Consider the following 19,409-nt stretch of genomic DNA (forward strand, 5'->3'; position numbering starts at 1 on the left):
CTTCGGCGTCCGACGAGCGACGCCGCTCTCGGGCGACGACCCGGTGGGGCCGGCGCCGAGGTACACGCTACCGCGAGTACCGGGAACCAGGATAGACCACTCTGAGACCCCGTCTCACCCGACTTGTCAGACTCAGGTCGGTGTATGTCCCGACCTGACTCTGACAAGTCCGGAGCGCTGCGACTTGTCAGACCCACGTCGGGGTAGAGCACGGCCTGGTTCTGACAGCTCGCGGGTCAGGCGAGGGTGGAGAACGCCTCCTCGAGGGGCGTCGCGACCAGCTCGACCTGCCACGGGCGCGCTCCGCGGCCCCGGAGGAACTCCGCGATCTCGGCCGAGCGGGCCGGGTCCGGCGGCGTCCAGCACAGCCGGCGCAGGGCATCGGGCTGCAGCAGGTTCTCGACGGGCACGTGCAGGTCGCCGGACATGGTGGCGAGGAGCTCGCGGGCGCTGGTGAGGCGGCGTGCTGCGACGGGGTCTCGGTCCGCCCAGGTGCGCGGCTGGGGCGGTCCGTCGGTGCGCGGTCCGCGCTGGCTCGGCAGCAGGTCGTCGGGCAGGGCGAGTGCCTCGTCGATCGCCCGCTGCCACGCGGGGGCACGACGGCGCGTGGCCTTGCCGGCGAACTCCGGCAGGGCGGTGAGCTGCGGGACGGTGCGCGGCAGTGCGCGGGCGGCCGCGACGATGGCGCGGTCCGGCAGCACCCGGCCGGGGGAGACGTCGCGGGCGCGGGCGCTCGTGTCGCGCGCCAGCCAGAGGCTGCGGACCACGGCCAGCTGACGCCGGTCGCGCAGCGTGTGCGTGCCCGACGTGCGTCGCCACGGGTCGACGCGCGGGGCCGGGGGAGGAGCGGTGCGCTCGGCCTCGAACTCCTGCGCCGCCCACTCCGCCTTGCCGTCCGCGTCCAGCCGCTCGGCCAGCCGGTCGCGGAGGTCCACGAGCACCTCGACGTCGAGGGCGGCATAGCGCAGCCAGTCCTCCGGCAGCGGCCGCGTGGACCAGTCGACGGCAGAGTGCTCCTTGGCCAGTCCCAGCCCGAGCAGCTCCGCGACGACGGCGGCCAGGCCCACGCGCTCGAGGCCCAGCAGGCGCGCCGCGAGCTCCGTGTCGAAGACCCGCGCCGGGCGCAGCCCGTGCTCGGCGAGCCCTGGCAGGTCCTGCGACGCCGCGTGCAGCACCCACTCGGCGTCGCCCACCGCCTCGCCGATCGCCGACAGGTCGGGCAGCGCGACCGGGTCGAGCAGCGCCGTGCCGGCGCCCTCGCGCCGCAGCTGCACCAGGTAGGTGGCCTGGCCGTAGCGGTAGCCGGACGCGCGCTCCGCGTCGGCGGCGACGGGGCCGGTGCCGCCGGCGAACCGCTCGACCACGCGGGCGAGGGCGGCCGGGGTGTCGACGACGCGCCCGACGCCGTCCGCGGGCTCGGTGAGCGGGACGACGTCGGTGGCGGTCGGGGGGACTGCTGAGCTCATGGCCCCACGGTATGCGGTCGTGACCCGGGCCGCGGGTGCCCGCGACCGCCCGAGCGCCCCGCGAGGGAGGCGACGCCGTCGGGCAGCGGGGGCAGGCCCCCGGCAGTCGCCATGAGGTCGCCCCACACCGCCAAATGCACCCCGAGGTCGGTGTCGGTGGGCGTCCAGGACGCGCGGATCTCCAGGTCGACGGCGTCGGGAGTGGCGCCCAGCGCGCCGAAGCTCTGGGACAGCACGCGCGTCACGGTGCCGCCGATCGCCAGCGCGTCGACGCCCGCGGCCTCGAGGGACTCGGTCACCCAGGTCCACGCGACGTCGGCGAGCAGCGGGTCCGCCGCGAGCTCCGGCTCGAGCGTCGCGCGCACCAGCGTCACCACGCGGAAGGTGCCCTGCCACGTCTCCTGCCCGTCGGGGTCGTGCAGGACGACGAACCTGCCGGTCGCGACCTCCTCGCCGTCGGGCTCGGCGACCTCGCCCTCGAGGGCCACGGAGTACGGGGCCACGCGCGTCGGCCCAGGGATCTCCGCCAGGTGCACCTCGCCGCGCAACCGCCGCTCGCGCAGGGACGCCAGCGCGGCCGCGAAGGGGGCGGGCACCTGCCTGGGATCCTGCCGAGGGTCCCGCGTCGAGTCGCCCGAGCGATCACCGGTCACGCCAGCCACCGTACGGCGCCAGGTGGCCGGTCGGGTCAAACGACGCACCCGGGCGCCGGTCGTGTCCGGATCGTGATGGTCCGTACACCTCCGCCGCCAGGCCGACTACGCTGGTCCCGGCTCCCGGGCGGGGGAGCGCGTGCGCCAGTCGCCGCCCCCGGCCGCCCGACCCAACCGAGAACCGACGGAAGCAGGGAAACGATGACAGCTCGTGCCCAGATCGGCGTGACCGGCCTTGCGGTGATGGGCCGCAACCTCGCCCGCAACTTCGCGCGGCACGGCTACACGGTGGCGGTGCACAACCGCTCGTACGCCAAGACCCAGTCGCTCATCGCTGACGCCGGTCACGAGGGCGACTTCGTCCCGTCCGAGTCGATGGCCGACTTCGTCGCCTCCCTCGAGCGGCCCCGCAAGGTCGTCATCATGGTCAAGGCGGGCGCGGCCACCGACGCCGTCATCGACGAGCTCGTGCCGCTGCTGGAGGAGGGCGACATCGTCGTCGACGCCGGCAACGCCCACTTCCCCGACACGATCCGCCGCGAGAAGGACCTCAGCGCGAAGGGCCTGCACTTCGTGGGCACCGGCGTCTCGGGCGGCGAGGAGGGCGCGCTCAACGGCCCGTCGATCATGCCCGGCGGCACCCGCGAGTCGTACGCGAGCCTCGGCCCGATCCTCGAGGACATCTCGGCGAAGGTCGACGGCACGCCGTGCTGCACCTACGTCGGCCCCGACGGCGCCGGCCACTTCGTCAAGATGGTGCACAACGGCATCGAGTACGCCGACATGCAGCTCATCGCCGAGGCCTACGACCTGCTCAAGCAGGGCCTGGGCGCGTCCGCCGCGGAGATCGGGAAGATCTTCGAGGAGTGGAACACCGGCGACCTCGAGTCGTTCCTCATCGAGATCACCGCGGACGTGCTGCAGCACGTGGACGCGGCCACCGGCAGCGCGTTCGTCGACATCGTCCTCGACCAGGCCGAGCAGAAGGGCACCGGCCGCTGGACGGTGCAGAACGGCCTCGACCTGGGCGTGCCGATCACGGGCATCGCCGAGGCGACGTTCGCCCGCGCGCTCTCCGGCTCCGTGCCGCAGCGCGAGGCCGGCCGTGCCGCGCTGCCCGCCGACGCGGGCGCGTGGGAGATCGCCGACCGCGACGCCTTCATCGAGGACGTGCGCCTCGCGCTGTACGCGTCGAAGGTCGTCGCGTACTCGCAGGGCTTCGACCAGATCGCCGCCGCCTCCGCCGAGTACGGCTGGGACATCGACCGCGGCGCCATGGCCCGCATCTGGCGCGGCGGCTGCATCATCCGCGCCCGCTTCCTCAACCGCATCACCGAGGCGTACGAGCGCGACGCCGCGCTGCCGCTGCTGCTCGCGGACGAGTACTTCACGAACGCCGTGGGCAACGGCCTCGCCGCCTGGCGCCGCGTCGTGTCGCAGTCCGCCCTCAACGGCGTCCCGACCCCCGCGTTCTCCTCGTCCCTCTCCTACTACGACGGCGTGCGTGCCGAGCGGCTGCCCGCCGCGCTGATCCAGGCGCAGCGCGACTTCTTCGGCGCGCACACCTACCGCCGCACCGACCGCGAGGGCACCTTCCACACCGAGTGGTCGGCCGACCGCTCCGAGCAGGAGGCATGAGCGTTCCCGTGAGCACCACCAGCACCGGGGGCACGGCCGCGGGCGCGCAGCCCGGGTTCCAGCCCGTCATCGTCGGGTCGGACATCGGGGTGTACGCGCTCGCGCGCTCGTTCCACGAGCGCTACGGCGTGCGGACCACCGTCGTCGCCTTCGCGGAGCCGGGACCCATCGCGCACTCGCAGATCATCGACACGGAGCTGTCGGGCACCGCTCCCGAGCAGATCGTCGCGGCCCTGCAGGACGTCGCGGGCCGGCTGGCGAAGCCCGGCCGCGCCCTCGTGCTCCTCACGAACATGGACTGGGTCGTGCGCGTCCTCGTGCACCACCGCGCCGAGCTCGAGGCGGCCGGCTACGTGGTCCCGTTCGCGGACGCCGCGCTCATCGACCGGATCTCCGACAAGGCGGAGTTCCAGGAGGTGTGCGCCCAGCTCGGGATCCCGACGCCGGCCACGGTGATCCAGGACTTCGCCCGCGCGGCGGAGCCCGGCTGGGAGCCGCTGCCGGTCGGCTTCGACTTCCCGGTGATCGCCAAGCCCGCGAGCAGCGCCGACTACCACGACGTGCAGTTCGCCGGGAAGAAGAAGATCTACGAGATCGCGACGCCGGCCGAGCTCGACCGGCTGATGATCTCGCTGCGCGAGGCGGGCTTCCGCGGTCGCTTCCTCGTGCAGGAGAACATCCCCGGCGACGACACGCGCATGCGGTCGGTCACGGCCTACGCCGACTCCAACGGACGGGTCACGCTGCGCTCCTCGGCGCAGGTGCTGCTCGAGGAGCGCACGCCGGCGGCGCGCGGCAACCCCTCGGCGATGATCGTGGAGCCGATCGCGGAGATCCTCGACGCGGCCCAGCGGATCCTCGAGCACACGGGCTGGCGGGGCTTCGCGAACTTCGACGTCAAGCTCGACCCGCGCGACGGCGTGTTCAAGTTCTTCGAGCAGAACCCGCGCATCGGGCGGAACAACTACTACCTCACCGCGGGCGGGCAGAACCCGACCGAGGCGCTGGTGGACGACGTCGTGCACGGCCTGCGCCGCGAGCCGGTGACGGCGGACCGCGAGGTGCTCTACGCCGTCGTGCCGAAGCGGCTGCTGCGCTCCTACGTGCTGGACCCGGAGCTGCACGCCCGCGTCGTGCGGCTGCAGCGCTCCCGGCGCACGGTGCACCCGCTGCGCTACAAGGCGGACTCGTCGCCCCGCCGCCGGCTGTACGTGCTCACGGCGATGCTCAACCACGTGCGCAAGTACCGGCAGTTCTACCCGCTGGAGGCGCTGCGCCGGAACTACGCGGCGAACACCGCGGCGGGAGCGCCGGCCGGCACGTCGGCCGGCGGCGCCGCGACGAAGGAGGCATCGTGACGCAGACCTCGCAGCGGCGGCTGCAGCCCGTCGTCCTCGGCGGCGACATCGGGGCGTACAGCCTGGCCCGGGCGTTCCACGAGGCGTACGGCGTGCGCTCCGTGGTGGTGTCCGGCGCGTCCACGGGGCTGGTGCGCCACTCGCGCATCCTCACCCACGTGGCCGAGCCGCGGATCGACGACCCCGAGGCGATCGTCGCGTGCCTGCGCCGGATCGCGGACGAGCACACCGACGCCGACCTCGTCGTCGTGGGCTCCGCCGACTGGCTGGTGCGGATGCTCGTGCAGCACCGCGACCGCCTCGAGGACCGCTACCTGGTGCCGTACGTGGGCGAGGAGCTGCTGCTGCGGCTCACCGACAAGGAGGAGTTCGGGGCCCTGTGCGCCGAGCTCGGCCTGGCGCACCCCACCACGGTGGTGCACGACGTCGCGTCGGGCACCGAGCCCGACACCAGCGGCCTCACGTTCCCCGTGATCGCGAAGGCGGCCAGCACCGCGGCGTACCACGACGTCGAGTTCGCGGGGAAGAAGAAGGTCTTCCTCGTGGACACCCGCACCGAGCTGCTCGACCTGCTCGGGCGCGTGAAGGACGCCGGGTACGTCGGCTCGTTCGTCGTGCAGGACTACATCCCCGGCGACGACTCCGGCATGCGGATCCTCACCTGCTACAGCGACGCGCAGGGCAAGGTGCGGTTCTCCTCCTTCGGGCACGTGCTGCTCGAGGAGCACGCGCCCGGGGCGCTCGGCAACCCGGCCGCGATCGTCACGGGCGTCCAGCCCGAGGTCGTGGAGCAGGCGCGCCGGCTGCTCGAGCACGTCGGCTGGACCGGCGTCGCGAACTTCGACCTCAAGTACGACCCGCGCGACGGGCGGTACGTGTTCTTCGAGCTCAACCCTCGTCTGGGCCGCTCGAACTACTACGTCACCTCCACGGGCGCGAACCCGGTGAAGTTCTACGTGCACGAGCACCTGCGCGGCCTCGACCCCGAGCCGCGCGCGGTGCTCGGGCCGGACGTGCCGCTCTCGGACGACGGCGCGGTGACCACCAAGCACCTGTACACGGTGCTGCCGGGGGCGTTGCTGCGCCGCTACGTCGCGGACCCGGTGACCCGGTCCCGCACCCGGCGGCTGCAGCTCACGCGCCGCGCGTCCAACCCGCTGTGGTACCGCAAGGAGTGGGACCCGCGCCGGGTCGCGTACCTGCTGGTGGCGCAGCTCAACCAGTTCCGCAAGTACGCCCGGCACTACCCGGTGGCGCAGTCGCGGGCCCTGGCCTGGACCGGACCCGCCGCGCCACAGGGCGCACGGGAGCACGCGTGACCTCGGACGTCGGGCGCGGCGCCGAGGGCGCCGGCGGAACGGTCGAGGACCGTCCCGTCGGCGTCATCGGCGGCGTCGGCCCGCTGGCCACCGCCTACTTCCTGCAGCGGGTGGTGCAGCGGACCGTCGCCGAGCGGGACCAGGACCACGTGGACCTCGTCGTGCTCAACCACGCGACGATCCCGGACCGCACCGACTTCGTGCTCGGCCGGTCGCCGGCGGACCCGGGCCCGGTGCTCGCGCGCGACGCCCGCCGCCTGGAGGCTTTCGGCGTCCAGTTCCTCGTGATGCCGTGCAACACGGCGCACTACTTCACCCAGCAGGTGCTCGACGCCGTCACGGTGCCGTTCGTCTCGATCATCGACGTGACGGTGGCGGCGGCCCACGCCCGGGTGCCCGGCCTGCGGCGCGTCGGCCTGCTGGCCACGGCGGGCACGGTCGCGTCGAAGGTGTACGACGACGCGTTCGCCGCCCACGGCGTCGACGTCGTCGTCCCGGACGCGGCGGACCAGGACGTCGTCAACGCGGTGATCTACGAGCAGGTCAAGGCCGGGCGCCCGGCCGACCCCGACGCGCTGCGCGGCGTGGCGGCCCGGCTCGTCGAGCGCGGCGCGTCCGTCGTCGTGCTCGGCTGCACGGAGCTGTCGGTCGCGGCCGTCGACCACGACCTGCTGGAGGAGGAACCGTTCCTCGACTCCATGGACGAGCTGGTGCGCGCGACGATCGAGAACGCCGGGCACCGCGTCCGCTGACGGACACGACGACCACGACGAAGGCCCCGTCCGCCGGACGGGGCCTTCGTCGTGTCGGGGGGCAGGTCGGGCTCAGTCGCCGATCTCACTGGTCCCGGCGTACAGGTGCAGCACGGGGACCTGCAGGTGCTCGCGGGCGCGCGACGCCCAGTCGGAGCGGAAGGTGTCGGCGACGACGTGCGGGTAGGTCACGACGATCACGTCCTGGACGCCGTCGGGGCCGCCCTGGGCGGCGACGGCCGCGCTCAGGGCCGGGAGCGGGTCCTCGTCGGCGACCGTGCCCTCGGCGGTCGCGCCGGCCGCCTGCAGCGCGGCGAGCGACCGCGCGAGGCGCTCGGCGGCGGTGGCCTGCGCCTGCTCGGGTGTGGGCTCCTTGCCCACCAGGTCCTGACCGGCCTCGCGCAGCTCGCCCACCCACAGGTGGTCGATGATCGCGGCGACCACGTTGCGGTCGGTGTCCGAGGGGACCAGCACGCGGTAGCGCTCGGCCTGCTCGTCGTGCAGGGACAGGATGTGCGCCACGTCGGCGTCGGTGAGGGCGTCCTCCGTGAGGACGACGGTCGTCGGCATGCCAGCACCGTAGCCACCCCGGGCCGTCGATGCGAGGCCAGGCGCCCGGCGAGGGCCGGGACGTGACGCGTGCCTCGCCGCCGTCGTTCCCCGGCCGGCTCAGCGCAGCAGCCAGCGCGCCAGCAGCGTGCCCGTGCTCGGCGCGTGCAGCAGGTGGGCGAGGCGGGCGGACGTGGGCGGTGCCACGGGGATCCCGGCCGGCGGCGGGGCCTCGCCGGGGGCCCCGGCGGGGGAGGCGGCGACGATGCGGGAGGGGCCCGGTCCGACGAGGCACGGGCTCGTGGTGACGCACAGCTCGTCGACCAGGTCGTCCGCGAGCAGGGCGGCCAGCAGGGTCGGGCCGCCCTCGCACAGCACGCGACGCAGGCCCCGGTCGGCGACGGCGGCGAGGCCGGCCCGCAGGTCCACCTCGTCGGGGTCGTGCGCCGACGCCACCGTGATCACCCGGTCGGCGGGGACCATCCGGCTCGCCGTGCGGGCGCCGGCCTCGCCGGTGAGGACCAGCGGCGGCCGGTCGCCGTCGGCGAGCTGCTGCGGCACCCGGCCGGAGCGCGTGACGAGCGCGAGCTCCAGGGGGCGGTCGGCGGCGGCGGGCAGGCCCCGAGGCCGGTCGAGCGCCGTGTAGCCCTCGTGCCGGGCCGTGCCCGCCCCCACCAGAACGACGTCGGCCGCGGCACGCAGGACGCGGAACGCGCGCCAGTCCGCGTCGTCGTTGATCGAGCCGGACAGGTGGTCCGGACCCCAGGCGCCGCCGTCGACCGTGCTGACGAAGTTGGCCCGCAGCCACCGACCGCCCCCGGTGCACTCGTCGTAGAGCGCACCGAGCCGGCTCTCGACCGGGTCGGGGGGCAGGTGCTCCGGTCCGGGGACGAGCAGGTCGAGCGGCGTCGTGGCAGATCTCACAGCGGTCAGCGTACCGACGCGGCGTAGCCTTGACGGTCGTGACGCTCACGCAGGACCAGGACCCCGAGACGGACGCGACGTCCGCGCCCCCCGCCACGGACGGCGAGGTGCCCTCCCTGTCGGCGGTGCGTCCCACCGTCTCGCCCGACCGGCTGCTCGCCGACCTGGTGCCGCCGCGCCACTTCGCCGAGGCCCGCTTCTCCACCTACCGGGCCGACCCCGCCCACCCGAGCCAGACGACGGTGCCCGCCCGGCTGCAGGAGGTCGCGCACGAGATCGTGGCCCCTCGGTCCTCGGGACTGAAGGCGCTGTTCGGTCGGCGCCGCGCGGTGCCCGCCGTGTACATGGACGGCGGCTTCGGCGTCGGCAAGACCCACCTGCTCACGTCGCTCGCGCACGAGGTCACCGCGGCCCTCGGCGAGGGGTCGGTCGCGTACGGCACGTTCGTCGAGTACACGAACCTCGTGGGGGCGCTCGGCTTCCTCCCGACGGTCGAGGCGCTGGCCACGCGCCGCCTGGTCTGCATCGACGAGTTCGAGCTCGACGACCCTGGCGACACGGTGCTGATGTCGCGGCTGCTGCGCGAGCTCGCCGACCGCGACGTCGCCCTCGCCGCGACGTCGAACACGCTGCCCGAGGCGCTGGGCGAGGGCCGCTTCGCGGCCGAGGACTTCCTGCGCGAGATCCAGGCGCTCTCCTCCCGCTTCGAGGTGCTGCGCGTGGACGGCGAGGACTACCGCCACCGTGCCGTCGTGACCGAGGCCGACCCGCTCGCGGCGGACGTCGTGGCGCGCGCGGCCGCCCGCCGCCCGGGCGCCGTGCTCGACGAGTTCGACGCCCTGCTCGCGCACCTCGCGACCGTGCACCCGAGCCGGTACGGCGCGCTGCTCGACGGCGTGGAGCTGGTCGCGCTCACCGGGGTGCGGCCCGTGCAGCGTCAGGAGGTGGCGCTGCGGCTCGTGGTCCTCGTGGACCGCCTCTACGACCGTGACGTGCCGGTGCTCCTCGCCGGCGAGGGCCCCCAGCACCTGTTCTCCGACGAGATGCTGCGCGGCGGCTACCGCAAGAAGTACTTCCGGGCCCTGTCGCGGCTCGGTGCGCTTGCGGAGGAGGGTCGGCGCCTGGCGGTGTGACTGCCCGCCGGCCCGCGGCCGCTACGGCCCGACCGGGCCGGAGTGCAGCACGGCGGGGGACCGCGGCGGGATCCGCAGGACGCCGTCCGCGAGGGTCGTCCCCTCCGGGTCCCAGGCCGCCACGAGCTCCATGTCGGCCGGGAGCGAGGAGACGTCGACGTCGGTCGTCTCGGTGCCCGTGACCAGGGCCACGGCGGTGCGTCCGCGACGGCCCAGGAGCGTCGCCCCCTCGGTGCGCACGTCCACGGGCAGGTCGCGGTCCGCCGACGCGGTGGGACGCAGCGCCACCAGCGTCCGGGTCCAGTCGACGAGGCGCCGTGCCCGGTCGTCCCGCGCGGGCACGGGCACGTGCTCGGTGTCGAGCACCGGCGGCGTCCCGGCGAGGACCGCGAACGTCAGCAGGCAGGCGCGGTCGTCGTCGGTCACGCTCGCGGCCTCCGGGTGGTCCTCGCCCGCGTCGGGCGTCCAGGGGACCGAGCGGTTCGCGGCGGGCAGCCGCGTGAGGTCGCGCACGAGCACCGCGGAGGCTCGCTGCGTGGCGCGGTGCGCGCGCCGCAGGCTCGGCGGGCGCCACGGTTCCGTCGTCGGGGGGAACACCTCGTGCGCGAGCTGGCGCAGGTCCTGGACGGGGGCGGCGTCGCCCGGCGCGGCGAGGATGTCGTGCACGACGGTGGTCAGCCGGTCGCTGCGCCCCGGCCCGTCGACGAGGAGGTGGAGCCGGCGGCCGAGCTGCTCGCCGAGGTGGTGCACGTCCTCCGCGAGCTCCCCGAGGAACGGCACCGCCGAGCGGTCGACGAGCGCCTCGACGTCGAGCAGCAGGCCGTCCACGTGGAAGTCGCGCAGCCAGCGCTCGGCGTCGGCCACGAGGAAGTCGCGGGGCCCCCGGCTCCCGCTGCCGTCGAGGTTGATCCGCGGGCTGTCGGAGCCCGGGGGGCCGGGGCGTGCACCCGTGCGGGGCCCGATGCGCGACCCGGTCGCGTAGGGGCCGAAGGCGTGCAGGCCGAGTCCGTCGGCGACGGCCCACCGGTGGGGCGCGTCGAGCACGACCGCGAGGCCGCACCGGTGGGCTCGGTCCACGAACCGTTGGAGGGCGCGGGGGCCGCCGAGCGGCTCGTGCACGGCGAACAGGCGGACGCCGGCCGCCGGACCGCGCTCGGGGTCGTGGGCGGCGACGGGGGAGAGCTCGACGCCCAGCACCCCTGTCGCGGCGACGTCCTCGAGGAGGTCCGCGGCCGCGTCGAGCGTGCCGTCGGGGGTGAACGTGGGCAGGTCGACGCGCAGCAGGGCGCCGGTGTCGAGGTCCGCGCCCTGCCAGTCCCCGTCCGTCCAGCCGAACTCCTGGTCGAGCACGCGGGACGCGCCGTGGACGCCGCAGGGCATCCAGGCGCCGCAGGGGTCCGGGACCGGCGGGCCGCCGTCGACGGAGAAGAGATAGTCGGTGCCGGTGGTGAGCTCGGCGTCCGCGCGCCAGTATCCGGGCTCGTGCGCGCCCACGAGGCGGAGGGGCAGGCGGGCCCCGGACTCCGGCAGGACGACCTCGACGGTGTGGGCCCGCGGTGCCCACAGCAGCGGCCGTGGTCCAGGCCAGCGGTCCCGTGTCCCGGGCAGCGGCGGCGGGGTCCCGGGTGCCGCCCTGTCGGTGAGGCCTGCGTCGGCAGCGGTCACGGCGGACACTCTAGCCACCGGAGGCAACCTTCGCGGCCCCGCGTCCAGGTGTCGGATGCCGCGGGCGACGGTGGCGCGCAGCACCCGTCCTGGTGACGCCCGGGGACCGTGCAGGGAACGGGCGTTCCAGGGCCCGAGGGAATAAATAGTGTGCCAAGCACGGGCGGAGCACCGCGCCGACTGTTAGACCTTGGCCCATGAGCACGGATGGCACAGGCACCCGACCCACGGTGCCGGTGGACAGGTTGGACGAGTCGATCGCCTCGCAGGCCAGGCTGGCACCCCGGCGGCGCCCGCTGGACGATCGCGACCGGGACGCCAGGTCCGGGGGAGACGCGGCGAAGGCGCCGGCGTCCCTCTCCGCGGCGGAGCTCGGCCCCATCGAAGGCGCCTCGAGCGGAGTCTCCTGGGACGACCCGGACGAGCTCTGACAGAGTCTCGACACCGACGCCGAGGCACACCGACGCCGAGGCGAAGCCGACGGCGTGAGCCGCCGGTGGTCGCGTGGCGTCAGCGGGGGAGGCGGTCCGCGCCGACGGGGACCAGCCGCGGCATCCCCGCGGGGGCCACGCGGCTCAGCGCGACGTAGCGCGCCTCGGCGCGGTGCAGCCGGATGTGCTCGTCGAGGGACCAGTCCGGTCCGTTGGTGAGGACCATCCCGCACGAGCAGTCGATCTCCACGGCGCCCCCGTGGCCGTGCCGCACCTGCCCCACCGTCACGTGCGACGCCCGGGCGTGCGCCTTGGCGCGGTGCATCGTCGCGGAGACCGGGTCGGGAGCGGTCGGCGGCGCGTCGACGGGGGCGGGGAAGGGCTGATCCACGCGGGCGAGCCTAGTGGCTGTGCGCGATCCCGAGCTCGTGCATCCGCTCGTGCTCCTCGCGCGCGGCCTGACGCGCGGCGATGCGCGCCTGCACCTCCTCACGGCGCAGCGGCGGCACCGTCTTCGGCGGCTGCCGGCGCTCGGGGAGCTCGCCGAGCAGCCGCGTGACGATGTCCGCGATCTCGGCCGTGGCCTGCTCGCACGGCTCGCGGGCGGCGGCACCGGCCGAGCGCTGCACGCCCGTCACCTTGCGGACGAACTGCTCCGCGGCGGCCCTGATCTCCTCGTCGGTGGCGGGCGGCTCGAGCCCCCGCAGGGTCGTGATGTTGCGGCACATGCTCTCGACGCTACGCCGTGGGGGTGACGAGGGCGACACCCCGGCGTCGGGAGGGAGGCCGGGGAGGAACGCGAAAGGCCGCCCCGGGCGAACCGGGACGGCCTCGTTCTGGTGGGCGATACTGGGATCGAACCAGTGACCTCTTCCGTGTCAGGGAAGCGCGCTACCGCTGCGCCAATCGCCCGTACGGCTGCTGCGCTCCCCGTGAGGGAAATGCAGAGCTCGGAGCGGATGACGGGACTCGAACCCGCGACCCTCACCTTGGCAAGGTGATGCTCTACCAACTGAGCCACATCCGCGCGACCGGGTCGTTCAGGACTGCTGTCCTGGTCTCCCGGCGCCTGAGGAACATTACTCGACCTTCGGCGCGCTGGTCCAATCGCGGCCGTGTGACCTGCGACGCTGCCGCCGCTCCGGCCGTCGGCGGTGCATCGGGGAGGTGCATCAGGGAGGTGTGTCAGGGAGTCGTGCGGCGGAAGTCCTGCTCCGGGAACGACGAAGCCCCGACCGGGAACCCGGTCGGGGCTTCGTGATGCTGGTGGGCGATACTGGGATCGAACCAGTGACCTCTTCCGTGTCAGGGAAGCGCGCTACCGCTGCGCCAATCGCCCGTGCTGCGAGGTGGGTACGGGATTCGAACCCGTGTATACGGCTTTGCAGGCCGCTGCCTCGCCTCTCGGCCAACCCACCTTGAGACGTGCTCTCCCGACGCTCATGGTGAGTCGATCAGAGAGTGGGCCTCCGAGCGGATGACGGGACTCGAACCCGCGACCCTCACCTTGGCAAGGTGATGCTCTACCAACTGAGCCACATCCGCGCGGCCAGGAACCTGGACACCTTGCGGTGACCGCCGTTCTGGCGCGCCCCAAACATTAGTGGACCCCCGGCGGTCCGTCCAATCGCCCCTCGATCGCCCCCGCCGGGGGTGTCCGCGGCGGACCTACTAGCGTGCTCGTGTGCACGAGCCGACCTCCTGGGCCACGTTCGCCGGCCGCCGCGCGTCGCGCGCCGTCGAATGCGTCGACCTCTCCGAGCAGCCGGAACGCCTCGACTCGGGGGTCTGGTTCGTCGTCGTCGACTTCGAGGCGGACCTGGGGCGCGACGGCGCCACCCGGCCGGGCGGTCGGGCCCGCGCGTGGCGGTTCGCCGACGTCGGCCCCGCGCCGACGACGCCGCGCGACGGCGTGCCCTGGCGGGGGCCGGCGCCGTCGGCCTGGACCAGCTCGCTCGACCGGGACGCGTACGTGCGCGCCGTCGCCACCGTCCGGGAGCGGGTGCGGCGTGGCGACGTCTACCAGGTCAACGTGTGCCGGGTCCTGTCCGCCCCGCTGCCCGCGACGGGCGCTGGCGCCGTCGTCGAGCCCGACGCCGCGGCTCTCGCCGCGCGGCTGGCGGCCGGCAACCCCGCCCCCTACGCGGCCGCGGTGCACGTGCCCGCCGCGAGCGGGCTCGACCCCGTGTGGGTCGTGAGCGCCTCGCCGGAGCTGTACCTGTCGCTCGACGTCGCACCGGGCGGAGCGGCGACCCTCGCGTCGGGGCCGATCAAGGGCACGGCGCGCACGCCGTCGGGCCTCACGGCCAAGGACCGCGCAGAGAACGTCATGATCACCGACTTGGTGCGCAACGACCTGCAGCGCGTGTGCCGCCCGGGCACGGTCGACGTGACCGACCTGCTCGCCGTCGAGGAGCACCCCGGCCTGGTCCACCTCGTGTCGCGCGTGCGCGGCGAGCTGGCGGGCGGCGGCCCCGGGATCTGGGCGCGGGCGCTCGAGGCCACGTTCCCGCCGGGCTCCGTCTCGGGGGCGCCGAAGTCCTCGGCCCTGCGGCTGATCGCCGAGCTCGAGCCGTCCGCCCGCGGCCCGTACTGCGGCGCCGTGGGGTGGGTGGACGGCGACGCCGGGCGCGCCGAGCTCGCCGTCGGGATCCGCACCTTCTGGTGGGAGGACGAGCCCGGCGGCGGCGTGCTGCGGTTCGGCACGGGCGCCGGGATCACCTGGGGGAGCGACCCCGAGCGCGAGTGGGACGAGACGGAGCTCAAGGCGGCCCGGCTGGTGGGGCTCGCGTCGTCGCAGCGATGAGTCCCGGGTCGTCCGGGCGTCTCACCTGCATGACTCAGGTGACCTGCGACCTCGGCATCTCCCTCGACGGCGTCTCGGCGGGGGTGAACCAGTCCGTCGACCAGCCGTTCGGCGACGGCGTCGGCGACGGCGAGCGCATCATGCACGCGTGGATGTTCGACCACCCGGACGACCACCGGGCGGAGCTCGACGCGATCACCGCCGCCGGAGCGTTCGTCATGGGCCGGAACATGTTCACCCCCGGCCGCGGCGAGTGGGACCTGTCGTGGCGCGGCTGGTGGGGCGAGGACCCGCCGTACCACGCGCCCGTCTTCGTGCTCACGCACCACGAGCGCGACCCGATCGAGATGCAGGGCGGCACGACGTTCCACTTCGTCACCGGCGGGGTGCACGAGGCACTGGACCGGGCCCGCGAGGCGGCCGGCGACAAGAACGTCTCGGTGGCGGGCGGGGCGACGACCGTCAACCAGTTCCTCGCCGCGGACCTCATCGACGAGCTGCGGCTGCACGTCGCGCCCGTGGTGCTCGACGTCGAGGGGGTGCGCCTGTTCGAGGGCGTCGGGACGCACGACCTGCGCACGGTGTCCGCGCGCGTCACGCCGGAGGTGACGCACCTGGTGCTGCGGCGCTGACGGCGCCACGCCGGTCGGTCGGACCGGTCATTCGGGGACGTTGCCGGTGGCGTGCCCGAGCAGGTACGGCGTCGTGACCCCTGTGTACATGAGGTGCGCCACGAGGCCCTCGGTGGCGTGGGGCAGGTTGTGGCAGTGGTCCATCCAGATCCCCGGGTTGTCCGCGAGGAACGCGACGTCGTAGACCTCGCCGTCGGCCACCTCGAGCGAGTCCGTCCACCACGGGCTGCCGCTCGCGGCGACGCCGTCGCGGGACAGCACGACGACGTGGTGGCCGTGCAGGTGCATCGGGTGCGGGGCGCCGCTGCGGTTGTCGATCCGCATGCGCACGACGTCGCCCTGAGCGACCTCGAACATCGGGACGTCCGGGTAGGTGTGCCCGTTCACCGTCCAGTGCATGCCCGGCTTCCCGTCGAGGAACCCCGGCGCCCGGCCGATGACGTAGTCGAACGAGCGGTCCGCCGCGCCCGGGTCCAGGCCGAGCGGCGCCGGCGTCCCGTAGGTGAGGAGGTCGAGGGTCGCCGTCGGGCGTCGCGTGGCGGAGGACGTCGCGCCGTCGGGCCCGACGATGACGGCCGAGGCGCCGCCCAGCTCGACGCGCGCCGCCGAGCCGTCCGCCGGCGCCACGACGAGCAGGTCGGCGCGACCGCCCGCCGGGACCACGACGGCCCGGTCCCGGACCTCCGGTGGGTCGTGCACGTCGGTGCCGTCGACGGCGACGAGCCGGAACGGCGCCCCGCTCACCCAGACCGGCAGGACACCGTTGTCGGTGTTGATCACGCGCACGCGCGCCGCCGTCCCGGGCGGGACCTCGACCGGGAGGTCCCCGGTCGCCCCCTGCACGGTGCGCCGCGCGCCGTAGCGGTGCACCAGGGCGGGCACGTCGACGGCGCCCTCCAGGAGGTCCGCGACCTCCGGACCGCCGGCCGGCGTGGTGCCGCGCGACGGGGACACGACGACCGCCCCGAGCAGCCCCTTGCGCACCTGCTCGTGGGAGATCTGGTGCGAGTGGTACCAGTACGTGCCCGCGTCGACGGCGACGAACCGGTACGTGTGCGAGCCGCCGACGGGTACGGCGTCCTGGGTGACGCCCGCGACGCCGTCCGCCGCGTTCGGCACGTCGATCCCGTGCCAGTGCAGGGTGGCGCCGTCCGGCACGCTCTCGTTGACGAGCGTCACCTCGACGAGGTCGCCCTGCACGGCGCGCAACGTCGGGCCGGGGGTGGTCCCGTTCACCGTGTACGCGTCGACCGTGACGCCGGGGGCGAGCTCCACGCGCTCGGCGCGCGCGGTGAGGGTGAGCGCCACGTCGGCGGGACCGGTCGGCGCCACCAGGGCGTCGACGCTCGTGGCGCTCGCGGGGCTCCCGCCGTGCCCGGCGTGACCCTCGAGCGTCGTGACGCGCGGCCCGCTGCCACGTTCGAACGCCCCCGCCTCGGTGACGGAGAAGCTGCCGGGCGCCCTGCTGGTCTGCCAGAGCAGCGCCAGCGGCACCAGGACGGCCGCCGCCACCAGCCCCGCGACCACGCGTCGCAGCACCGGGGAACGAGCGGCCGTCATGGTGGGCGACGTCAGGGCGCGACGCCGTCGGCGGCCATGCCCGGGGTCGCGACGACGGGTGCGCCGCGCTCGGCCCGGCCGCGCGCCGCCACGCGCCAGCCCGTGTACAGCGAGACGCCGAACAGGAGCAGCGCGTTGATGCCGTGCAGACCGCCCAGGAACGGCATGCTGTGCCCGCCGAGGCCGAGCATCACCTGCAGGACGACCAGGAGGAGGATCGCGAGGCCCCAGCGCCAGGCGCCACGGATGCCCGCGAAGAACGACGCCACGAACGTCAGGAGCGCGATGAGGGGCAGCACCATGATCCCGTTCGTCCCGTGCAGCAGCATGCCGGCCTGCTCCGGGAAGACCTCCTCGCCGGCGAACACCTGCTCCATCGCGGCCTGGTCCATGACTCCGCCGTCGTCGATGTAGAGGCCCATGCCGGCCACCGCGTAGACGATGGCGGCCGCCTGGACGACGACGCCCGCCGCGACCACGTACGCGAGCACACGGAAGACCTGTCTCATGCCGATCACCTCGAAGGCGCGGGGGCCACGCCGTCGCGGCCCGTTCTCTGATGGTGAGACGGGCGTCGTCCGGCCGCTACGAGCAGCCGGGGTGAACCGGGGGTGAACTCGGACGCTCGGGGCGACACCGTCGGTGCGTGAAGTCGGGCACACTGACCTCATGAGTCTGGTGATCTGGGCGGAGGGCCGCCTCGTCGGCCAGGGAGAGGCGGCGCTGAGCGCCGTCGACCACGGCATCACGGTCGGGGACGGCGTCTTCGAGACCTGCACGGTCTTCGACGGCCGGGCGTTCGCCCTGACGCGGCACCTCCGGCGGCTCGCGCGCTCCGCCAGCGGGCTCGGCCTCGCCGCCCCCGACGAGCAGAAGGTGCGCGACGGCGTCGCGGCCGCGCTCGCCGAGGCCGTGCGGCTCGACGGCGCGTTCGACGGCCGCCTGCGCATCACCGTCACGGCCGGCGTCGGCCCGCTCGGCTCCGGCCGTGTCGACGCGCCCCAGACCGTCGTCGTCGCGGCGCAGCAGTCCGCCATGGCACCGACGTCGCGGTCCGCGCGCTCGCCCTGGCCCCGCAACGAGCGGTCCGCCGTCGCCGGGCTCAAGACGACGTCCTACGCGGAGAACGTCGTGGCGCTCGCGGACGCCGTGCGCAAGGGCGGCGACGAGTCGATCCTGCCCAACACCGTCGGCGACCTGTGCGAGGGCACGAGCTCCAACGTCTTCGTGGAGCGGGACGGCGAGCTGGTCACCCCCGTGCTGGAGTCGGGGTGCCTCGCCGGCATCACCCGCGCGCTCACGCTCGAGTGGGCGGCGGAGGAAGGCCTGCCCGTGCGCGAGGCGAAGGAGGGTGAGCTGCCCTTCGCCGTCCTCGACGAGGTGTCGCAGGGGCGCGCTCAGCTCGCCCTGACGTCGTCCGGGCGGAACGTGCAGCCCGTCGTGTGGCTGGACGGCGCCGACGTCGCCGTGGGCGAGGTGACCAGCGCCGTGCGCGAGCTGTTCGAGCGGAACTGCCGCGAGCGCCTCGACCCCTGAGCGCCCGCGGCGCCGGTTTGGTCCGCCGCCCGATCTGTGGCTAATATCGTCCACGCACCGGGCGATTGGCGCAGTGGTAGCGCGCTTCGTTCACACCGAAGAGGTCACTGGTTCGAACCCAGTATCGCCCACGTACGTTTTTCCTGGTCAAGGCCGCACCCCACAGGGTGTGGCCTTTTCCATGCCCACTATGTGCCCAGTTCCGTCGAGAACTGCGTGCCCGGAACGGCGTACGCCGACCGGCGTGCGGTCAGGCGTTCGACGTCAGGAGCGAGGCCGCGACTCCACTCACCACACCGGCGGCTGCTCCGGCGAGGCCCCACCATCGAGCCCGACGCGCGATGGCGTTCTCGCGCTCCGCGTGCACCGCGTCCAGGGCAGGCATCGGTTCGATCAGGTTGGCGCCTTTACGCCACTGTCGCCGAGATATCGGCACGGTGTGACGCTCCAACTTCTCGCTCAGCGAGGTGAAGGTCGCTCCATCGTCACGCTCGTGACCACGCCACGTGATCACGGTCGGTGCAGCGGCCTCGGGCCTGGAATTCATCGTGATGGTCCAGACCACATCGGGGCGTCGTTGCTCCGGAACCTGGGGTCCGTGGCCGACGATCTCGAAGTAGCGATGGTACTGGACCGCAGTCGCGAGATGCTCGGCTAGGGCCCTGTCGAGTGGGTGCGCATCGATGCTGTCTTCTCCAGGGGCAAGCCTGTGGCCGAGCCCCGTCTCGTTGTCGAACAGGACCTGCCTGGCTCCGCCGACGTAGTGCACTTCCGCGGCGAACGCCACCAACTTGTCGATGTCGGCGAACTTGCGAGGCTGCGTGGCCTCCCAACTCGGGTGCCGCTGAGTGCTCCGCTTGTGCCAGCCCTTCGTGTGTTCGGGATCGAGGCGCCCGGCGGCGCGGTCCAGCCGTGTGCTGAGCCACTTGCGTGCCCGGTACCGCTTCATGCCGAGACGGTAGCCCCGGAGCAATACAGCGGGCAGCA

General features: G+C 74.1%; 19 protein-coding genes and 6 tRNA genes. 10 read left to right on the forward strand and 15 right to left on the reverse strand.

Annotated elements, in window-relative coordinates:
• Window positions 1-236 precede the first annotated feature (236 nt).
• On the reverse strand, window positions 237-1,466 hold the full coding sequence (locus ABZ493_RS08200; RefSeq protein ID WP_430581675.1) for a ribonuclease D: 1,230 nt from the start codon (window positions 1,464-1,466) through the stop codon (window positions 237-239).
• Window positions 1,463-2,062: a DUF3000 domain-containing protein gene (locus ABZ493_RS08205; protein ID WP_430581676.1), complete on the reverse strand. Its 600-nt coding sequence runs from the start codon at window positions 2,060-2,062 to the stop codon at window positions 1,463-1,465. Before ABZ493_RS08205 ends, ABZ493_RS08200 begins: the two co-directional genes overlap by 4 nt.
• Window positions 2,063-2,320: 258 nt before the next feature.
• On the opposite strand from ABZ493_RS08205, the gene gndA reads away from it, so the two are divergent.
• Genes gndA through ABZ493_RS08225 form a run of 4 tightly spaced genes read left to right on the forward strand, consistent with a single transcriptional unit; the run spans window position 2,321 to window position 7,186 of the window.
• On the forward strand, window positions 2,321-3,757 hold the full coding sequence (gene gndA / locus ABZ493_RS08210; protein WP_430581677.1) for an NADP-dependent phosphogluconate dehydrogenase: 1,437 nt from the start codon (window positions 2,321-2,323) through the stop codon (window positions 3,755-3,757).
• The gene (locus tag ABZ493_RS08215; protein WP_430581678.1) at window positions 3,754-5,115 is read left to right on the forward strand and encodes a hypothetical protein; all 1,362 of its coding nucleotides are present in this window, start codon (window positions 3,754-3,756) and stop codon (window positions 5,113-5,115) included. Before gndA ends, ABZ493_RS08215 begins: the two co-directional genes overlap by 4 nt.
• On the forward strand, window positions 5,112-6,434 hold the full coding sequence (locus ABZ493_RS08220) for a carboxylate--amine ligase (protein ID WP_430581679.1): 1,323 nt from the start codon (window positions 5,112-5,114) through the stop codon (window positions 6,432-6,434). The genes ABZ493_RS08215 and ABZ493_RS08220 overlap by 4 nt, the downstream gene beginning before the upstream one ends.
• Window positions 6,431-7,186 (forward strand): amino acid racemase, encoded by a 756-nt coding sequence (locus ABZ493_RS08225; protein ID WP_430581680.1) that lies wholly within the window; start codon window positions 6,431-6,433, stop codon window positions 7,184-7,186. The genes ABZ493_RS08220 and ABZ493_RS08225 overlap by 4 nt, the downstream gene beginning before the upstream one ends.
• 72 nt (window positions 7,187-7,258) lie before the next feature.
• Here ABZ493_RS08225 and ABZ493_RS08230 read toward each other — a convergent pair whose 3' ends face one another.
• Window positions 7,259-7,756, reverse strand: a complete 498-nt coding sequence (locus ABZ493_RS08230) for a hypothetical protein (RefSeq protein WP_430581681.1) — start codon at window positions 7,754-7,756, stop codon at window positions 7,259-7,261.
• Window positions 7,757-7,855: 99 nt separating this feature from the next.
• Window positions 7,856-8,659, reverse strand: coding sequence for a dihydrofolate reductase family protein (locus tag ABZ493_RS08235; protein ID WP_430581682.1), 804 nt, complete (start codon window positions 8,657-8,659; stop codon window positions 7,856-7,858).
• A gap of 107 nt (window positions 8,660-8,766) precedes the next feature.
• Here ABZ493_RS08235 and zapE point away from each other — a divergent pair, with 107 nt between their 5' ends.
• On the forward strand, window positions 8,767-9,792 hold the full coding sequence (gene zapE / locus ABZ493_RS08240) for a cell division protein ZapE (RefSeq protein WP_430581723.1): 1,026 nt from the start codon (window positions 8,767-8,769) through the stop codon (window positions 9,790-9,792).
• A gap of 21 nt (window positions 9,793-9,813) precedes the next feature.
• Here the strand turns inward: zapE and ABZ493_RS08245 are convergent, their stop codons facing one another.
• Window positions 9,814-11,457 (reverse strand): hypothetical protein, encoded by a 1,644-nt coding sequence (locus ABZ493_RS08245; protein ID WP_430581683.1) that lies wholly within the window; start codon window positions 11,455-11,457, stop codon window positions 9,814-9,816.
• A 197-nt stretch (window positions 11,458-11,654) separates the two neighbouring features.
• On the opposite strand from ABZ493_RS08245, the gene ABZ493_RS08250 reads away from it, so the two are divergent.
• Complete coding sequence (locus ABZ493_RS08250) at window positions 11,655-11,888, forward strand: hypothetical protein (RefSeq protein WP_429729703.1); 234 nt, start codon at window positions 11,655-11,657, stop codon at window positions 11,886-11,888.
• A gap of 79 nt (window positions 11,889-11,967) precedes the next feature.
• Here ABZ493_RS08250 and ABZ493_RS08255 read toward each other — a convergent pair whose 3' ends face one another.
• From ABZ493_RS08255 to ABZ493_RS08285, 7 genes are all read right to left on the reverse strand, one after another.
• Window positions 11,968-12,213 carry a hypothetical protein gene (locus ABZ493_RS08255; protein WP_430581724.1) on the reverse strand — a complete coding sequence of 82 codons (246 nt, stop codon included), beginning with the start codon at window positions 12,211-12,213 and terminating at the stop codon, window positions 11,968-11,970.
• Window positions 12,214-12,289: 76 nt separating this feature from the next.
• Window positions 12,290-12,616: a DUF2277 domain-containing protein gene (locus tag ABZ493_RS08260; RefSeq protein ID WP_430581684.1), complete on the reverse strand. Its 327-nt coding sequence runs from the start codon at window positions 12,614-12,616 to the stop codon at window positions 12,290-12,292.
• Between the two features lie 109 nt (window positions 12,617-12,725).
• Window positions 12,726-12,800: transfer RNA gene (locus ABZ493_RS08265), tRNA-Val, on the reverse strand.
• A 42-nt stretch (window positions 12,801-12,842) separates the two neighbouring features.
• Window positions 12,843-12,915 (reverse strand) — tRNA-Gly (locus tag ABZ493_RS08270).
• 237 nt (window positions 12,916-13,152) lie between these two features.
• Window positions 13,153-13,227 (reverse strand) — tRNA-Val (locus tag ABZ493_RS08275).
• A gap of 8 nt (window positions 13,228-13,235) precedes the next feature.
• Window positions 13,236-13,306 (reverse strand) — tRNA-Cys (locus ABZ493_RS08280).
• A gap of 54 nt (window positions 13,307-13,360) precedes the next feature.
• Window positions 13,361-13,433: transfer RNA gene (locus ABZ493_RS08285), tRNA-Gly, on the reverse strand.
• A 139-nt stretch (window positions 13,434-13,572) separates the two neighbouring features.
• Here ABZ493_RS08285 and ABZ493_RS08290 point away from each other — a divergent pair.
• Entirely contained in the window at window positions 13,573-14,694 is a 1,122-nt protein-coding gene (locus ABZ493_RS08290) for a chorismate-binding protein (RefSeq protein ID WP_430581685.1), read from the forward strand.
• A 29-nt stretch (window positions 14,695-14,723) separates the two neighbouring features.
• Complete coding sequence (locus ABZ493_RS08295) at window positions 14,724-15,326, forward strand: dihydrofolate reductase family protein (protein ID WP_430581686.1); 603 nt, start codon at window positions 14,724-14,726, stop codon at window positions 15,324-15,326.
• 27 nt (window positions 15,327-15,353) lie between these two features.
• Here the strand turns inward: ABZ493_RS08295 and ABZ493_RS08300 are convergent, their stop codons facing one another.
• Window positions 15,354-16,886, reverse strand: coding sequence for a multicopper oxidase family protein (locus ABZ493_RS08300; RefSeq protein WP_430581687.1), 1,533 nt, complete (start codon window positions 16,884-16,886; stop codon window positions 15,354-15,356).
• 11 nt (window positions 16,887-16,897) lie between these two features.
• Window positions 16,898-17,395 (reverse strand): hypothetical protein, encoded by a 498-nt coding sequence (locus tag ABZ493_RS08305; protein ID WP_430581688.1) that lies wholly within the window; start codon window positions 17,393-17,395, stop codon window positions 16,898-16,900.
• A 160-nt stretch (window positions 17,396-17,555) separates the two neighbouring features.
• Here ABZ493_RS08305 and ABZ493_RS08310 point away from each other — a divergent pair, with 160 nt between their 5' ends.
• Complete coding sequence (locus ABZ493_RS08310; RefSeq protein ID WP_430581689.1) at window positions 17,556-18,422, forward strand: aminotransferase class IV; 867 nt, start codon at window positions 17,556-17,558, stop codon at window positions 18,420-18,422.
• Between the two features lie 59 nt (window positions 18,423-18,481).
• A tRNA-Val gene (locus ABZ493_RS08315) sits at window positions 18,482-18,553 on the forward strand.
• Window positions 18,554-18,672: 119 nt separating this feature from the next.
• On the opposite strand, the gene ABZ493_RS08320 is transcribed toward ABZ493_RS08315, so the two are convergent.
• Window positions 18,673-19,371 (reverse strand): hypothetical protein, encoded by a 699-nt coding sequence (locus ABZ493_RS08320; protein WP_430581690.1) that lies wholly within the window; start codon window positions 19,369-19,371, stop codon window positions 18,673-18,675.
• Window positions 19,372-19,409: the final 38 nt, after the last annotated feature.

The sequence above is a fragment of the Isoptericola sp. NPDC019482 genome (genome assembly GCF_040632295.1).
GTDB lineage: Bacteria > Actinomycetota > Actinomycetes > Actinomycetales > Cellulomonadaceae > Isoptericola.

Excerpts from the sequence above, each read along its gene's own strand:
- ABZ493_RS08200 (WP_430581675.1), bottom strand. The coding sequence starts at position 1,466 with ATGAGCTCAGCAGTCCCCCCGACCGCCACCGACGTCGTCCCGCTCACC.
- gndA (WP_430581677.1), top strand. The coding sequence starts at position 2,321 with ATGACAGCTCGTGCCCAGATCGGCGTGACCGGCCTTGCGGTGATGGGC.
- ABZ493_RS08215 (WP_430581678.1), top strand. The coding sequence starts at position 3,754 with ATGAGCGTTCCCGTGAGCACCACCAGCACCGGGGGCACGGCCGCGGGC.
- ABZ493_RS08230 (WP_430581681.1), bottom strand. The coding sequence starts at position 7,756 with ATGCCGACGACCGTCGTCCTCACGGAGGACGCCCTCACCGACGCCGAC.
- ABZ493_RS08250 (WP_429729703.1), top strand. The coding sequence starts at position 11,655 with ATGAGCACGGATGGCACAGGCACCCGACCCACGGTGCCGGTGGACAGG.
- ABZ493_RS08255 (WP_430581724.1), bottom strand. The coding sequence starts at position 12,213 with ATGCACCGCGCCAAGGCGCACGCCCGGGCGTCGCACGTGACGGTGGGG.
- ABZ493_RS08260 (WP_430581684.1), bottom strand. The coding sequence starts at position 12,616 with ATGTGCCGCAACATCACGACCCTGCGGGGGCTCGAGCCGCCCGCCACC.
- ABZ493_RS08295 (WP_430581686.1), top strand. The coding sequence starts at position 14,724 with ATGACTCAGGTGACCTGCGACCTCGGCATCTCCCTCGACGGCGTCTCG.
- ABZ493_RS08300 (WP_430581687.1), bottom strand. The coding sequence starts at position 16,886 with ATGACGGCCGCTCGTTCCCCGGTGCTGCGACGCGTGGTCGCGGGGCTG.
- ABZ493_RS08305 (WP_430581688.1), bottom strand. The coding sequence starts at position 17,395 with ATGAGACAGGTCTTCCGTGTGCTCGCGTACGTGGTCGCGGCGGGCGTC.
- ABZ493_RS08310 (WP_430581689.1), top strand. The coding sequence starts at position 17,556 with ATGAGTCTGGTGATCTGGGCGGAGGGCCGCCTCGTCGGCCAGGGAGAG.
- ABZ493_RS08320 (WP_430581690.1), bottom strand. The coding sequence starts at position 19,371 with ATGAAGCGGTACCGGGCACGCAAGTGGCTCAGCACACGGCTGGACCGC.